This window comes from Rhizobium sp. BK456 (genome assembly GCF_014194045.1).
GTDB classification, from domain to species: Bacteria; Pseudomonadota; Alphaproteobacteria; order Rhizobiales; family Rhizobiaceae; genus Rhizobium; species Rhizobium redzepovicii.
The window spans coordinates 24388-40419 of record NZ_JACIAO010000017.1 but is presented as its reverse complement, the minus strand read 5'-3'; the positions used below and the strand labels follow the sequence as shown (position 1 = coordinate 40419).

At 59.1% G+C, this 16032-nt stretch carries 11 protein-coding genes and 7 pseudogenes; 10 read left to right on the top strand and 8 right to left on the bottom strand.

Going from position 1 to position 16032, the window contains the following annotated elements; all coding sequences use genetic code 11:
• The first annotated feature begins 201 nt into the window (after window positions 1-201).
• Window positions 202-595, top strand: a pseudogene (locus tag FHX03_RS32180) (hypothetical protein).
• Between the two features lie 234 nt (window positions 596-829).
• Here the strand turns inward: FHX03_RS32180 and FHX03_RS34795 are convergent.
• From FHX03_RS34795 to FHX03_RS32175, 3 genes and pseudogenes are all read right to left on the bottom strand, one after another.
• A pseudogene (locus tag FHX03_RS34795) lies at window positions 830-1294 on the bottom strand (SOS response-associated peptidase family protein); the annotation flags it as partial.
• Window position 1295: 1 nt separating this feature from the next.
• Window positions 1296-1412, bottom strand: a pseudogene (locus FHX03_RS34790) (ATP-dependent DNA ligase); the annotation flags it as partial.
• Window positions 1413-1516: 104 nt separating this feature from the next.
• Window positions 1517-2749 (bottom strand): ROK family transcriptional regulator, encoded by a 1233-nt coding sequence (locus FHX03_RS32175; RefSeq protein ID WP_183857218.1) that lies wholly within the window; start codon window positions 2747-2749, stop codon window positions 1517-1519.
• A gap of 294 nt (window positions 2750-3043) precedes the next feature.
• Here FHX03_RS32175 and FHX03_RS32170 point away from each other — a divergent pair, with 294 nt between their 5' ends.
• From FHX03_RS32170 to FHX03_RS32150, 5 genes and pseudogenes are all read left to right on the top strand, one after another.
• The gene (locus tag FHX03_RS32170; RefSeq protein WP_210298798.1) at window positions 3044-5629 is read left to right on the top strand and encodes an ATP-binding cassette domain-containing protein; all 2586 of its coding nucleotides are present in this window, start codon (window positions 3044-3046) and stop codon (window positions 5627-5629) included.
• Complete coding sequence (locus tag FHX03_RS32165; protein WP_183780341.1) at window positions 5629-6639, top strand: ABC transporter permease; 1011 nt, start codon at window positions 5629-5631, stop codon at window positions 6637-6639. The genes FHX03_RS32170 and FHX03_RS32165 overlap by 1 nt, the downstream gene beginning before the upstream one ends.
• A 51-nt stretch (window positions 6640-6690) precedes the next feature.
• A complete protein-coding gene (locus tag FHX03_RS32160) occupies window positions 6691-7695 on the top strand; it encodes a rhamnose ABC transporter substrate-binding protein (protein ID WP_183857216.1) in 1005 nt (334 codons plus the stop codon).
• Window positions 7696-7834: 139 nt separating this feature from the next.
• Window positions 7835-8523, top strand: a pseudogene (locus tag FHX03_RS35155) (glutamine amidotransferase).
• A gap of 78 nt (window positions 8524-8601) precedes the next feature.
• On the top strand, window positions 8602-9015 hold the full coding sequence (locus FHX03_RS32150; RefSeq protein WP_183857214.1) for a response regulator: 414 nt from the start codon (window positions 8602-8604) through the stop codon (window positions 9013-9015).
• A 304-nt stretch (window positions 9016-9319) separates the two neighbouring features.
• On the opposite strand, the gene FHX03_RS32145 is transcribed toward FHX03_RS32150, so the two are convergent.
• From FHX03_RS32145 to dinB, 3 genes are read right to left on the bottom strand one after another with little or no spacing between them, the layout of a single operon-like run.
• Entirely contained in the window at window positions 9320-9814 is a 495-nt protein-coding gene (locus tag FHX03_RS32145; RefSeq protein ID WP_183857273.1) for a 2'-5' RNA ligase family protein, read from the bottom strand.
• A 55-nt stretch (window positions 9815-9869) separates the two neighbouring features.
• A complete protein-coding gene (locus FHX03_RS32140; RefSeq protein WP_246699329.1) occupies window positions 9870-10628 on the bottom strand; it encodes an exonuclease domain-containing protein in 759 nt (252 codons plus the stop codon).
• Between the two features lie 27 nt (window positions 10629-10655).
• The gene (gene dinB / locus FHX03_RS32135; protein ID WP_183857212.1) at window positions 10656-11753 is read right to left on the bottom strand and encodes a DNA polymerase IV; all 1098 of its coding nucleotides are present in this window, start codon (window positions 11751-11753) and stop codon (window positions 10656-10658) included.
• Between the two features lie 153 nt (window positions 11754-11906).
• On the opposite strand from dinB, the gene FHX03_RS32130 reads away from it, so the two are divergent.
• From FHX03_RS32130 to FHX03_RS32115, 4 genes and pseudogenes are all read left to right on the top strand, one after another.
• A complete protein-coding gene (locus FHX03_RS32130; RefSeq protein WP_183780372.1) occupies window positions 11907-12215 on the top strand; it encodes a hypothetical protein in 309 nt (102 codons plus the stop codon).
• Window positions 12216-12508: 293 nt separating this feature from the next.
• The gene (locus tag FHX03_RS32125) at window positions 12509-12913 is read left to right on the top strand and encodes a GFA family protein (protein WP_183857210.1); all 405 of its coding nucleotides are present in this window, start codon (window positions 12509-12511) and stop codon (window positions 12911-12913) included.
• Between the two features lie 180 nt (window positions 12914-13093).
• Window positions 13094-13270, top strand: coding sequence for a DUF3606 domain-containing protein (locus FHX03_RS32120; protein ID WP_183780378.1), 177 nt, complete (start codon window positions 13094-13096; stop codon window positions 13268-13270).
• 3 nt (window positions 13271-13273) lie between these two features.
• Window positions 13274-13991, top strand: a pseudogene (locus FHX03_RS32115) (exodeoxyribonuclease III).
• A 40-nt stretch (window positions 13992-14031) separates the two neighbouring features.
• Here FHX03_RS32115 and FHX03_RS32110 read toward each other — a convergent pair.
• Window positions 14032-14803: pseudogene (locus FHX03_RS32110) on the bottom strand (SOS response-associated peptidase).
• A 61-nt stretch (window positions 14804-14864) separates the two neighbouring features.
• Window positions 14865-15915, bottom strand: a pseudogene (gene ligD / locus FHX03_RS32105) (non-homologous end-joining DNA ligase).
• Between the last annotated feature and the right edge of the window lie 117 nt (window positions 15916-16032).

Below are 16032 nucleotides of genomic sequence, written 5' to 3'. Positions count from 1 at the left end.
GTGCAGCCGTCGAGGCATACTATCTCTGGTGTAATCCCAAACCCGGAGCATCGCCATGGATCGAAGAGCGCCCAATATGCTGGCAGCGAAAGTCTTCGTGGAAATTCTTCCGCCGGACCGCGGACTCAACGACATTCCCGGCTGTCGAAAGATACGACCGGCATCGATCATGAACGACGATGGCTGCTGAATCTGCGACGAATGCCTGACAACATGACGGCTTGCAGAGAAACACCTTCACCTCTACAGGCGACGTTCGAAGACGCGCTTGCGAAATTGCCCGACGGCTATGTCGACGGACATTTTGATCAGCGATCATGGGGCGTGACTGTCAAGCGGTCGCAGGATGGCAAACGGATCTGGCTATACGGAGAGGAGCTGAGCGGAACGGATATCGTCAGCTTCAACCTCTATCGATTGGCTGGATCGGGGTCGATCCTAAAGCCGTGCGAAATGTCCACTGCCAAGGTGATCGAGTTCGTTGTCGGTTTCGAGCCCAGTACCTGAGAACGCTGCCTCCCGACCACAATGGTGGAAAAATAAGCGGAGATTTTATGTTGCATTGCAGCAAGCGCATGACTGCACTGCGATGTGAGCGCTGGCGGTCGGGGCAGCCTCTGATATCTTAAGTCAGCGAAGCAATGCACCTCCTCCCGCAAAGCTTCGTGTTTCAGGCGACCTATTCCTCCTCCCAGAAGGCGCCTGACGGAACAGCGGCACTCCTCCTCCCAGCCGTTGTTCAATCTTTGAAAAAGCCTGCCGCACCTCCTCCCGCGGCAGGCTTCTTCGTTTTCGATACAAGCCCGGAATTCAGGCGGCAAAGCGGACGGCCCTGTTCCACCAGCTCTCTGGATTTCGAAACGATCGTGGATCCGTACGGGTACGCGGGACGAAATGATCAGCGCGTCATCCAGTAAAGGGCGCTTGCATCCAGGTGTCCGTCTCTTTCTTCGTCAGCAACAGGACCGCCATCGCCTTTCCATGAATTGGCTTCACCAGGTCGTTGGGATCGGTGGTCAAAAACCTAGAGATCGTCGGTGGTCAGCCCCTCCCTGACCTTTCGGACGCTCTGCCTACGGCACACGGATGCCGGCAAAGAACATCGCGGTTTGGATGCGTCAGGGGTGAACCAGGCGTTCGGCACGTCGCCGCCTTGCTCCTGGCTAGCAGGATCCGGCTCGGCGAAACTGGCGACCGGGACGAGGCATATGTTTTCGACACCGAACCATCGTTTCCAATGCGGAAAATTGAGCTTGCGCACATTGGTCGTACCGCGGTCGGCCTCCATGCGGAGATAAGATGGCGTCGGATGACCGGTTGCCGGCTTGTTTGCCGCATACGCCCAACGATTGCTGCAGCAGCCCGAAAACCGGCCGGCCCTCAGCGTCAAGAACCACGGCCTCGCCGTCAAAGGCGACGCAACATGGTTAATCACATGGATATATCCCGTCTAGTGGACAGGACTGTGGCTGAAACGTGAATCGCCTTGGTGAAAACCAAGGGCACGGTCAACTTCCTACGAGCCAATCAAGAGCGGCTTCTTATCGTTGCCCTTTTTCATAAGGACGCCGGTATCTGGCCCGAACATCAGATATAGCGGAAGAACGCTTGCTCCGAGCGCGGAACCCCGGGCTCCCAGAGCGCCTGCGGCGATCGTGGGCGCGATCAGGCCGGGGGGCACCATCTCCGAAAAACATTGCCGGACGCGGGCAACGGTCTCCATCAGCAGTGGGGCGGGGAGAAGCCCATCGATGACAATGGCTTCGACATCGATGACTGCAATGCTTCCGATGATTGCCTGGGCAAGGGCATCCGCGCAGTCATCCTGCCATTCCGAGACCAGGGTCCGCGCGGCCGCCGGCATCGGGTCGAGATCCCGGACACGTTTTATGTCTATCCCGTTTGTTCTAAGATGATGGACGAGCGTGTAGATCGACGCCCGATGCAGCAGGACTTCAAATTTTCCAGTCGGCTTTGGAACGGAGCTTAAAGTTGAATGTGTGACCGGGAAAGGCCCGAACGCAGCCGTATTGCCGTTCGGACCGGTCTGCAACGTTCCGTCGACCACAAGCCCTCCGCCGACGAATGTGCTGAGCGAAATATGCAGGAAATCGGCGAACTTCTTGCCCAATCCGTAGACCAGTTCGGCGACGGCGGCTGCTGACGCGTCGTTCTCGATCATGACGGGAAGATTGTGCGTGTCTGAGAAATGGGCTTTCAGGTCAAAGGACCGCCAGGCGAGCTGGACATCGCTGGGAAAGCCGAGTTCTTCGTCCCACCCGCCGATGAAATAAGGGGCTGATATCCCGATGCCGATCAGACGCGAACTTTCGTCGCTCCCGAGCTGGGTCCTGAACCGCCCGATCGCCCCGCCACCGAGACGCCTTATGCTCTCAGGATCCGGATGGTCGTAGTCATGGGTCTCGAAAGCGCAGGTTTGGCCGGCAAAATCGATCAGGATGGCATCCATGGCCCTGCGGCCGATATGAAAGCCGATCGAATAGGCCCCGCTGCTGGCAAGTCCGTACATGGCAGACGGCTGGCCCTTGCCGCCGAAGCGTTTGCCGTTTTCGACCAGGTAGCCGCCGGCGACGAGAGCCTCGACGATCGCAGCGACAGCTGGTGGCGTAAGATGCGCGAACCGCGCGATCTCTGCCTTCGACGCTTGGCCGAAACGCCGAACGGCATCCAGGACAACGCGCTCGTTGTAGTGACGGAGCTGGACGGAATTGCTGCCTTTTCCTGCCATCCGATTCCACCGTTGATAACCATAGCAAAAAGCACTTTTCTTTAAGCGCATGCGGTGCGCCACACCTAGCGCGACCGCTGAATGAACGCAACTCATTGCGCCGGAAGCAAAAACCGTCTCCACAGATAATCATTAAGACGAGGCTTGACGACATTCAACCATTATTATAGTAAATTGCTTTAATAAATGGGTGATGGGAGTTGGGGCGAGAGATAGGCTCTCGGTCATGAGGAGGCATCGAACAGATGACGTGCTGTGCAGGGTTAGCGATTCCGGTTATGTCGGACGCTCGGGATGCTTGAAATATCAGGCCGTCAAACCGCCGCGCCGACGATGGAGGCCGGGCAGGTCGTTGCGTCGCTCGAAGGTGCCACGAAGGTTTTTGGCGGCACCGTTGCCGTTGCGGATGTGTCTATCCAACTGCGCGCAGGCGAAGTGCTGGCCCTGCTTGGGGAGAATGGGGCGGGCAAAAGTACCTGCGTCAAGCTGCTCGCCGGCGTGTATCGCCCAGATGGCGGGCAGGTCTCCATTCTGGGGAAGGCCGTCACATTCGCGTCCCCGCTGGAAGCCCAGCATGCCGGCGTAGCGGTAATGCATCAGCATCCGGGTCTCTTTCCCGATCTCAGCATTGCTGAAAATCTCTTCATCGGGCAGACCGGGCTGCGTTGGAAACTTGACCACCTGTATATGCGCGGCGAAGCGGCGCGCCTCCTTACGCTCGTTGGCCTCGAGGTGGATGTCACGGCGCCCTTGCGGCGGCTTCGGACATCAGAGCAGCAATTGGTCGAAATTGCCCGTGCGCTTTCGCTCGACGCGCGCGTTCTGATCATGGACGAACCGACCGCGGCCCTGTCCCAAAGAGAGGTGGAGCGGTTGTTCACAGTCGTGGACAATCTCCGGTCCCAAGGGGTGGCGATGATGTTCGTCGGCCATCGCATGGACGAGATCTATCGAGTCGCCGATCGTATCGCCGTCCTGCGCGACGGGCGACATGTCGGAACGGAAGCCGCGGCTGATCTGTCTCGGGAACGTGCCGTTCAGATGATGGTCGGGCGCGCGCTGGACGGGCTTTATCCTCGCAACAACGCCTCCCCGGGCGAGGTAGTTCTCGATGTTAAGGGGTTGTCCTGCGATGGCTCTTTCAAGGATGTGTCGTTTCAGTTGAGAGCGGGCGAGATCCTGGGGTTCGGCGGATTGGTCGGCAGTGGCCGTACCGAGATCGCCCGGGTGTTGTTCGGGATCGATCAGCCGACTGCGGGAACAATCAGGATCGATGGCAAGGCACAGCGCTTTGCCTCTCCGAAAGATGCCATGGACAATGGCGTCGCCTATGTTTCCGAAGACCGGATCGGGCAGAGCCTGGTGATGGATTTCTCCATTCTGAACAATGCGTCGTTGACAGTGCTCGACAAGGCGACCCGAGGCGGGTTGATGTCGCGCGAGAGGGAGCTTGACCTTGCAAAGCCGTTTCTCGATCGTCTTCGGCTGCGTTTCAAATCCTTCGATCAGCCGGTCGGCGCGTTGTCCGGCGGCAACCAGCAAAAGGTCGTTCTGGCAAAATGGCTGGCGACCAATCCTCGCATCCTTATTCTCGACGAGCCGACGCAAGGCATCGACGTTCAGACCAAGGCCGACGTGCATGCGATGATGGCTGATCTCGCCGGCAAAGGCATGGCGATCATCCTGATCTCATCCGAGCTGCCAGAACTGCTAGGCATGGCCGATCGGATGATCGTGCTGAGAGAAGGCTTGGTTACGGCCGAATTCCTCCACGACGAGGCCACGCAAGAAAAGGTGATCGGCGCTGCGACAGACGCGATCGTCAAGAAGGTGGACGGCGAGATCGTCGCCAAGCCGGTCCCGCATCAAGAGGAAAAATTGGAGGTCCCGGAAAGAGCGGCGCAGGGCACATGGCGGCGGATTCTCGCCCGCCGGGAATTGGGCCTGTTTGCGGCCATTGCAGCTGTCGTCACTCCGATTTCAATATTGAACATACGTATGCTCAGCGGCTCAAATCTATCCGCTCTGGCAATGGATGCCGGCCTTCTGATGATCGTCGCAGTCGCCCAAATGCTTGTTGTCATCACCCGAAGCATTGATCTTTCGGTGGCTGCGATCATTGGCCTTGCAGCCTATGGAGCGGCCTCGACGATCCATCTGCATCCCGAGATCGGCGTGATGGGTGGGGTCGTATTGGCTTGTGCGATCGGGCTCGCCGCAGGCTTCCTGAATGGGCTGATCGTGACCTACGGCCGCGTACCGGCCATCGTCGTCACGCTCGGCACCATGTCCATCTTCCGGGGCATCAACAGCCTCTGGGCCGGCGGAACGCAAGTGAGTGCCGACCAGGTGCCGCAAGCCTGGCTGGATATGACAGCGTCAAATATTCTTGGGGTTCCGGCTGTCCTCCTGATCGCCATCGCCACGCTGCTCGTCGTCGCCTACATCCTGCGAAATACCTCGATCGGTCGAGAAATGTTCGCCATCGGTTCCAATCCCGGCGGAGCGAGCCTCATCGGCATTCCCTCGCGGGCGCGCATCCTCATGGCGTTTTCGGCAGCCGGGCTTCTGGCCGGGTTCGACGGTGCGCTCTGGGCTTCGCGCTATGCCACAGTCGATGCACGCGTTGCCTACGGTTTCGAGTTGACGGTGATTGCGGCTGTCGTCGTCGGCGGCATTGCCGTGCGTGGCGGCTCCGGCACGGTGCTCGGCGTCGCCGCCGGCGCCTTGATGCTGCTCATCATCAACAACGGGCTGACACTCGTGCGTGTCGATCCACTTTGGCTGCAGGGGGTCTATGGCCTCGTCATTCTCGCAGCCATCGGTATCGACGCACTCGTCGCCCGCCGCGCCGCCGGCAAGCGCAAGGGAGCACATTGATGGACACAAATTCCGAGCGCAATTCCGACTTCGTCACCCGCTTTGCCAACTGGGATAATTTCCTGGCGGCGCTGACGATCGCCGTTATCGCCTACGCTCTCCTGGGCGTGCCGAACTTCGCTTCCGTCTTCAATATTTCGCAGGCCGTTGCGGGCATTTCGGAGAGGGCGCTCATCGTGTTGCCGATGGTTCTGCTGATCATCGCGCGCGAAATCGACCTGTCCGTCGGCAGCATATTGGCGCTCACCAGCGTGATCTTCGGTTTGCTCACCCAGCAGGGCGCGCCACTCCTTCTGGCCATTCCGGTAACACTTGTCGCCGGCGGAATTTGCGGTGCCTTCAACGGCGTGCTGGTGACCAAGCTCGGTCTTCCCTCGCTTGTCGTGACGCTCGGAACGATGGCCCTGTTTCGCGGCGTTGCCTATATTCTGCTCGGCTCGGACTCCATCAACGATTTTCCCGACAGATTCCTCGATTTCGGCATCGATACTGTCGGCACATCGCCGGTGCCGCAGACTATTCTTCCCTTCCTGCTGCTTGCCCCGATTTTCGCCATATCGCTTCAAAAGATGCCGCTCGGCCGGCGCATCTATGCGATCGGAGGGAGCCCTGACGCCGCGCGTTATTCCGGCATTCGCCTGGCTCGCACCGTGTTCGGCCTGTTCGTCACATCTGGTGTGATGTGCGCGGCAGCCGGCATGGTCTACGCGGCCCGGCTGGCGAATGCCCGCGCCAACAATGCGGTCGGCATCGAACTCGACGTCATCACCATCGCGCTTTTGGGCGGGATCAGCGTCTTCGGCGGGCGTGGCCGGCTGACCGGCGTGCTGTGGGCATTGCTTCTGGTCGCCACCATCCGCAACGTCCTTGGTCTGCTGCAGATCGGCGGCGACGCGCAGGGTACGGTCATCGGCCTTCTGCTCATCGTTTCACTGCTGGCCAGCAATGCGGCGGAGCGCGTCTTTGCCGGCGTTCGAACGCGATATTTCAAAGTCAAAGCAGGCGAGTAGTTTCCGGGGCTAGCCTGCTTCACTCAACCGGATATCTTGAGGAGGAACGTCATGACATCGCATCTTATTAGAAGCCTGCTGGTCGCGGGCAGCGTGATCGCAAGCATCGCGACGGCAAACGCGCAGGAATGCGCCAAGGAGCCGGTCACGGTCGGCTTCCTGCCGAAACTGGACACCGACCCCTATTTCCAAGTCGCGCAAACAGGTGCGGAAGAAGCTGCAAAGGAAATCGGCGGCAAGGCGATCAAGCAGGCTCCGTCGCAGGCGACCGCCGAGGCGCAGATCGATTTCATCAACAATCTGGTTTCCCAAAAAGTCGGTGTCATCGCGATCTCCGCCAACGACGCCAATGCCGTCGCTCCCGCTTTGCGCCGCGCAGCCAAGCAGGGTGTGAAAGTCGTATCCTATGATTCCGACGTGTCGGCTGCCGCCCGTTCCGTCTTCCTCAACCAGGCGGCCGGCGACAGCCTGGCCGAAATGATGCTGGAATCGATGGGACAGATGATCAACTACGACGGTGAGTTTGCGATCCTGTCGTCGACGCCGACGGCGACGAACCAGAATGCCTGGATCGACTTCATGAAGAAGACCATGGCGGCCGACAAGAAATACGCCAAGATGAAGCTCGTTCAAGTCGCCTATGGCCAGGAGAGCGAACAGGTCAATCAGCAGCAGGCTCTGGCCCTGGCACAGGCATTTCCGAACCTCAAGGGCATCATCATTCCGGCAGGCATCGGCTTGCCCGCGGCTGCCCGTGCCATGGACCAGGCGGGTCTTCTCGGTAAGATCAAGCTGACCGGTCTTGCTCCAGCCACCCTCATCAAGAAATACATCCAGAACGGCTCGGTCCAGGACATTTGGTGGAACGTCAAGGATCTTGGCTATCTCACCTACTATGCGGCCCAGGCCGTGGCGCAGTGCAAATTGACCGGCAAGGAGGGCGAGACCTTCGAAGCCGGCAGGCTGGGTTCCTACAAGGTTGGCGCAAAAGGCGAAGTTCTTCTCGGACCAGCTGACATCGTGACGCCGGCAAACGTCGAAGAATTCAAGTTCTGAAATCCTCGAGCTGAAGGGTGGCGCCGCATGGCTCCACCCGTTCCAATTGAAATCGGGAGCCCACCATGAAGCCAGTGTTGCTCGCCGGCGAGACGTTTCACGTCACGTCCTTTGCCGCCAAGGGATATGAGGTTGGAGCATCGTCACGCTATTCCAACGGTGCCGAGCGCTATATATTCTAGGCCTCGCGGCGCAGGACATTTCGGTTGTCCAGATCGGCGGCGAGCGCTGCGAAAGCGAATTCCCGACGACACTGGAAGGCCTTATGGCCTATTCCGTCGTCCTGCTCTCCGATGTGGGTGCGCTGTCGCTTCTCTATACCCCACAGACGAGGGCGGGCCGCCGCTCCGTCAATCGCCTTGAGCTACTTAGGGACTGGGTGGAAAAAGGCGGGCGTTGATGATGGCGGGCGGATATTGCAGCTTTCAAGGCATCGATGGTCTTGCCATGTTTCGTGGCACCGGTGTCGAGGAATGCCTGCCTATCGAGTGTTTTCCCGGACCGGATGGCTTAGAGGCGCCAGAGGGATTGGACCCGGTCATACATGAAATCGGTCATTCGATACTGGCGGGAGTGCCATCGCCTATACCTTATCTCCTTGGCATGAACCGCGTTGCCGCCCGCGGCGGGGAGACGAAAACACTGATCAATTGCCGCCATCGCACAGGACAAAATCCGCTCCTATCGGTTCGCGATTATGGCGCCGGCCGAACCCTGGCTTGGACGACCGATATCGGCCCGCACTGGCTGTCGCAGGAGTTCATGCGATGGACCGGCTATGATCTGCTGATGGCCAATATGATCCGCTGGCTCGCTCGAGAAATCTAGGACGCCCTGCGTCGCAACGATGTGGTAGCCAAGAGAGGATTTTGGCCATTCGCGGCGAAATCTCGACGAAATGGACGCATGAATCAAGTTTTATCGATGTGTTTCAACGCATCAACTTCTCGCGCGCCAGCGTCGGGAAAAATCGAGATAGCGTTCGCGGATCAGGTCTACACGGTGCTGTTGCTGGAAGATCTGGGAATGGAAACGATCCAGGCGTCTTCGGGCGAGGAAGCACTCGCAATCCTTGGCTCTGGACAGCTTCCCGATGTGGTGGTCACGGATCATGCAATGCCGAAGATGACGGGCGCGCGCCTTTGTCAGGAGATCCGCGTGCGGTTTCCCACGCTCCCGGTCGTTCTAGCGACAGGCTATGCCGAGTTGCCTGAGGGCTCTGGCGAGATTGGCGAGGTTGTCAGGCTATCAAAACCGTTCAGCCAGAAGCAGTTGTCGCGGGCGCTGGCAGAGGCCTGTCAGGGCGGACGCTGTTTCTGATCGATAAGGGCGGGCGGGCGGATGCGTTGCGATGCTGCGACTTAGCTTGAAGCGCAAGCGTCGCGCGACTTATCTGGAAGCGAGTATGTCGACGCTACTCTTGTCAGACGCTCCACTCCTCCCAAGGGCACTCCTCTTCCCAGTCGCTGTTCGGTTATTTTCGAAAAGCTTGCCGCACGTACTCCCGCGGCAGGCTTTGTTCGCGTTGCCTTTCGCCCTTAACCGGAGTCGAAGCAAACCCATACTTGTACCCAGTCCGCGTTGGCTTCGATTGGATCCGAGGCATAAAACGGTGTTACGTGAACTAATCAGAGAATGGCAATGTGGCTTCGCTTGCCCAAGGACCGCCGAGATATCTCCATAGATCGAGGCCCGCAATCGTGATGTCGCAGGGATGGAAATTGCCGGCGAGTTCGCGGTGAAGCTTGTTCGCTTCGGCGACGGAGACCTTGTTCTGGATCGTGATGTGCGGCCGCCACGTCTGCATGTCCTGCGAGCCCAACCAGTGGACGAAATCGCTGCGTAGGGCATCGCGGATCGAGTTCAGCTCAGTGCTTTCAATTGTGAATGCCACGCCGGCTCCGAGATGACGGACGCCGGTAGCGCGGGCTGAAATCGTGCGCGTCTCCTTCGCAACAAATTGAAGGCTTTCGACGATCCTCCCAACATATTCGCCCGGCAGCCGGTGAAACATCGTCAGATGAGCCCGCAGGAAATTCCGATCTTGGGGAAAATGTTTCTGACGTAGCAGATCGAAAGGGATGAGATCATGCTCCGCAATTTGTGCTGTCACGATCATCGGATGGCGTGTCTTCAAGTCGGCGGTCCGGGCTCATCAAGTAAAGTCAAATCAGTCACAAAAGCGTCTGCTGGGCCGGAACCGGCACCGTGGGTACTTTCCCTCCTCGCCGCAGCAGCTCCGTCTCGGCGCTGAAGCGCACATCGGTATCGCGATCACTTAGGAAGGCAGTCAGCGCCTCTATGGTCAAGCGATCCCAGCTTTTGCCGCGGTCAGGGCCCGCGGGCACCCGCGGTAACAAGCCCGGCTCTGAACTCCAAAACAGGAGCTCATCCAACGAAGCGGCGTTTAGCTCGTCACGCAGATGATGGGCCGTGACATAGGCGTCGGGCATGGCCCGATGGGCGGGAAGGCCGATCTCATGGATCAGACCTTCGGGCCTGCGCTGATAACGCAGCATCTGGTTGGAAAACCTTGGAAGCTCCGGCCAGACACGCAAAGCGCATTTCCATGTGCAGATCCAGGGCGTAACACCGGCCAGTCTTGGCGTGCAGTATCGCTGCTCGAAGGCGGCACGGTGTGCGGCAAGCGCCGCGATCGGGTGCGGTGGCCGCAAGATGCTGGGCGCTACCTCTTTCCAGAACGGTGCGCTTCCGACTTCATAATCCTGGATATGATGGATCGCCATGGTGTCGGCCGAAATCGGCCGGCCCGGATTCACGAGTGCCGAGCCACGCTCCTCCGAAACTTCCCACCGCCCATCTTCGTCCTGAACGACGTCCTGCCACCCGATCTCACAGACATCGCTCGGCCCGTTGCCGGCGGTTTCAAGGTCGATAACGCGAATACAGGATGGCAACATTTCGGCTTTCAATGCTTGATTTGCTCCAGGTCCTTCTGCTCAGAAACCGAGGCCGAGCTGCGGTTGTTCCCCGTTTTCGGAATCTTTGTCATTGGTCAGCGACGACAGCGTCACACCAAGAAGCCGGACTGGTCGCTTGAACGGATAGACACCGGCCAGAAGGACGTTGGCCGCGCCGAGGATGTCCTCAACACCTGCAAAGGGGAGAGCAGTTGTTTTGCTCCGGGTGGCCTGGGTAAAGTCGGAGTACTTTATTTTCACGGTTACCGTCTTGCCGCTGAACCCCTTGGCTTCGCAGTAGGACCAAACCTTTTCCGCAAGCGGCTCGAGCTCCTGTGTCGCCACATCAAGGTCGTCGATGTCGACGGCAAATGTATCTTCCGCGCCGACCGATTTACGCACCCGGTCGGGCCGGACCTGCCGCTCATCGATGCCCCGAGCAATACCATAGAAGTACGGGCCCGACTTTCCGAAATGCTCGACTAGGAACTGCAGGGACTTTGCCTTCAAATCCACACCGGTCTCGATACCGAGCCGGTGCATCTTCTCCGCCGTAGCCGGGCCGACGCCATGAAATTTCTTGACCGCAAGTTGCTCGACGAACGCCGGGCCGTTCTTCGGCGTGATGACCGCTTGGCCGTTCGGCTTGTTGAGGTCGGACGCCATCTTGGCGAGGAACTTGTTGTAGGAGATGCCGGCCGAAGCATTCAGCCCAGTCACAGCCTTGATGCTGGCACGGATTTCCCGCGCGATCTCGGTGGCAACCGACATGCCCTTGAGGTTTTCGGTGACGTCGAGATAAGCCTCGTCGAGCGACAGCGGTTCAATGAAAGGCGTATACTCTGCAAAAATCTCGCGGATCTGCTGCGAGACCGCGCGATAGACTTCGAACCTGGGCTTCACGAAGATCAGATCCGGGCACTTCCGCGCCGCCGTGATCGACGGCATTGCCGAGCGAACGCCGAACTCCCGCGCCTCGTAGCTTGCTGCTGCAACGACGCCGCGAGCAGCCGCTCCGCCGACAGCGAGTGGCTTGCCACGAAGCTCCGGATTGTCGCGCTGCTCGACCGATGCGTAGAAGGCATCCATGTCGACATGGATGATTTTCCTGATGGTTGAGATGGTGGTGAGATCCATGGCGATTGAGCGTCACTGGCGAAAACGAAACAGGAACATATCATCTTCCGACATGGTATCCAAGTGCTGGCCATGTTCGGAGGACCTCCAGAGGGAAACTCCACGCTTCTTCAGGCGTTTGATCATGAATTAGATTAGATAGGAGATTGAACCATGGCCGACGACAGCACCACAACCATCACAGCCGTTTTCAAAACACGAGAGGCTGCCGATCTCGCGGTAGAACATCTCGTCCAGCAGCACGGTATTGCTCGACCGGACATCTTTATCCAATCGACCTCGGCTAAGAATACCGCTGGCTCTGCTCCATCAGGCGGCGATGTCTCTCACGATGGTGGTGCGCGCGGCGATGCTCCGCTGGAGGGCGAGATCGAAGTTTCAGCCGATATCAATTCCAGCATGATCCCTGCGGTCCAGCAGACATTCGGGGACGTCGGCGCAATCCGGGTCTCCGGACGCTGATCCCGGAGATCCCCGATGGCCGACGCGCTCTCCACCTACCGTTCTCAACGTGATTTCCAAAAAACCAAAGGAGCCGGGCGGCGACGGCGGAGCCGGCAGAATATCAGAAAAATCGCGGATGGCGGCAGCTGACGCTGAATGAGCTGCGGGATGCGAGACGGCAGGCAAGGTCTCTGAAACGCGCAAGCGCAGAAATCAAGAAGGTGTCGAGGGAAGGCAGGACTGGCAGAGGTAGATCCCGACTTGCGAGGGCCATTCTTTAAGTCTCGCAACAACACGGATGGAGGAATGACATGTACATCGATGGCGCATGCCAATGCGGAAAGATCGCCTATGAAGCCGAGGTGGATCCGCAGGACGTCGCGATCTGCCACTGCACCGACTGCCAGAGATTGACTGGCACCGCGTACAGGGCAACCGTCAGCACACAACGCAGCCAGTTCCAGATCACGTCCGGTGAGCCCAAGCTTTATGTTAAGACCGCCGACAATGGTCGTCGGCGGCTGCAGTTCTTCTGTGCCGATTGCGGATCGCCCGTCTACACGGCTGGAGAGCAGGAAGATGCCGAGCAGGTTGGGATCAGACTGGGAACGGTGAACCAGCGTAAGGATCTGAAGCCCCGCTCGCAGATATGGTGTTCGTCGGCGTTAGCATGGGCCCTGGATATTACTAAACTTCCAGGTCGACCGGGCGATTGAGCGTCCCCTTAGAAGACGTAAGTGAACCGCTTTTCGACGTGCGCATCTTTGTCGAGAAATTCGCGATCGGATACTTGCCTCTGCGGGATCCGCGAGGAATGCCTTTCACCTGAGGGGCAGGCGGAACTTCCTGACTCCGCGATCGTTTTCCGCTGACCAAAATCATTAGGAGGATTGCAAATGGCAACGACGTCCCAAGGCAGAGCGCAGGATCGCGCCAAGGTCGCAGCCGGACAAGATCATGAAGTCCGTTACGAAGCGAAGAAGGAAGGTGTTTCCAAGGACACGGTCAAGAAAGCCGTGAAGAGCGCAGGGAATTCTCGCAAGAAGGTCGAAGCGGAAATCGGCCGCCGGTAGGCCGTGAAGCTCGCCACCTAAACGTCAACGGCGTAAACGGCCGGCTTGAAGTCCTCCATGGTTGGATGAGGCCGAGCCGGACGTAGTCTGTCTGCAGGAGCTGAAGGCGCCGCAGGAGAAGTTCCCGTCAAGGCGATCGAGGCAGCCGGGTACGGCGCCGCTGGCAGGGCGAGAAGTCTTGGAACGGCGTCGCAATCCTCGCACAAAGGGGCTGGAGCCTCACCTTACGAAAAAGGGACTGCCAGGCGAACCGGAAGTGCTACATCGAGGCAATCGTCGAGGGGACCATTATCGGAGCGCTCTACCTCCCGAACGGCAACCCATACCGCGGGCCGAAATTCGATTACAAACTCCGCCGGTTCAAGAGGCTGCATGACGATGCGGTGGAGCTGCCAGAACTGGACGTCCCGGTCGTGCTTGCGGGGGCCTACAATGTCATGCCGACGGAGATCGACGTTTACAAACCGGAACGCTGGACAAACGACGGGCTCTTTCGGGTTGAGGTCCGGGACGCATACAAGAAGCTTGTCGATCAAGGGTGGGCGGATACTCTGCGCCATCTGCATCCGGGTGAACGGATCTACACGTTCTGGGACTGCTGAGCTCCGAAGCCGCGGAAAGGCTGTCGAAGGCGGAGGTCGACAAGCACGTGCGCGGGTGGGACCACACCAGCGACCATGCCCCCGTCTGGATAAAGTTGCAGGACGAGCCGCTGAATTAGCGGAAGACGAAGTGAACGAAGCCGGCCGGAAGGCCAGTGATTACAGTAGAGTGTCTTCCACCGGTTCGCCAGACTTCGACACGATCGAAGATCCATAGGGCTCACGCGCCAGAATGATCAGCGCATCGTTCGGTAGCGGGCAGGCTAGATCCTTGGCCTCATCCCAGGGCGCCCGCATCCACGTGTCGGTCTCTTCCTTCGACAGCAACAGCACCGGCATGGCCTTTTCATGGATCGGCTTCACGAGATCGTTGGGATCCGTAGTCAGAAAGCCGTAGAGGTCATCGGTCGTGAGCCCGTCCCGAACCTTCCGCACGCTTTTCCATCGCGGTACATGGATGCCAGCGAAGAACATCAGCGACTTTGCTTCATCGCGGGCAAACCAGGCATTGGGCACATTGCCTCCCTCCTGTTTGCTCCCTGGGTCGGGCTCGGCGAAGCTGGTGACAGGAACAACGCATCGATGCTCCACACCGAACCATCGCGTCCAGTGCGGGAAATTGAGCTTGCGCACATTAGTCGTGCCGCGGTCGGTCTCCATGCGGACCAGCTCCTCAAGATCGAAAGCCTTGCCCTTGACCGCCAGTTTCTCGGCCCTGGCTTTGGCCGCCTTCTCAAGGGCGAAGCGCGGCGAGGGCAGTCCCCAGCGCGCATGGACCAGTTGCTTCTTTCCCTCAGGGGGTATTGCGGATGATCGGCCCCATCTGGTCGGGGTTCATCTGGTAGGCCGGCATCAGGTTGATCAGGCTTTCGGCGTCCTGGGCCCATTTGGCGACCCAGTCCCTGTCTTCCATGCGATAAAGGTTGCACATGCTAGATATGTTCTCCGCCAAGCTCGAATGGACGACAATCTAGCTCACGGCGCCAATTTCGCTAGTCGACCCGGAAGACGTCGGCATTGTCCTGGCGTTCGCGCAAACCCTTGTATGACGGGTGGCGAAGTTTGCCGTCTGTCGTCCATGCCCGAAACTCGATCTCGGCAATCAGCGTCGGTTCGACCCAGACGATACCGGCACTTCCGGAATAGGGCAGGGGTGGCTGCTTTCGCTTCCAGCGCAGCGTGTCCATCATCTTCCGCAATCTGATGACCTCGGCTTGCCTGAAGCCCGTGCCGACACTCCCGACGTGGACGAGATCGGCTCCGCGATAGGCAGCAAGCGCCAACGAGCCGAAACCGGCAGGCGAGGCAGATGACATCTCATAGCCGATGATGAAGAAAGCCTCGCTCTGGACGCATTTGATCTTAACCCAATCCCCGGTCCGGCCCGAGCGATAGGGACGATCGAGGTGTTTGCCGACGATGCCTTCCAGGCCGAGGCGGCAGACATGCTCCAGCAGGACGGCTGGTTCGGTGTCGAATGTTTCCGACAACCTGATTGCGCCGTCTTTTCCGTTCAACGTGTTATCGAGGAGATGTCGGCGCGATCGGTATTCGACACCGCGCAGATCGTGCCCGTCGAAATAGCTTAAATCGAAGGCGTAGAAGATGGCGCCGCAGGCCCGGTTGCCGGCTTGTTTGCCGGATGCGCCCAACGATTGCTGCAGCAGCCCGAAATCCGGCCGGCCCTCTTCATTAAGCACGACCGCCTCGCCATCGATGATCATCGTCGCCGGTCCGAGCGCTCGGGCGCCTCTACGATCGCCGGAAAGCGGTGCGTCCAGTCATGGCCGCCGCGGGTGAGAATCCTTATCCCTTGAGGCTCGATGTGAACAGCGAGGCGATAGCCATCCCATTTCAGCTCCCAGCTCCACTCGTTTCCCTTTGGGGGACGGGACTTCAGTTGCGCCAGCGCAGGTTCGACGCGGTCTGGCCTGGGATCGAACAGGAGCTGTGTTGGGCTGAATTTCGCTTCCTGCGGGGCCGGGAACGGATCGGGGCCTGGGCGTCACGAAGGAGGGGTTTTGGTCTAGGAGGCTTCGTCATGCCGACAGTTCAGCAGAAAAATCTTAAGGACACTGTGACGATGTCGACTTCTCCCCGCAATTCACACAAAGGGATTAGCGCTCGCAACCGCTCGGAAAAAACCTTCAGCCGCTACCC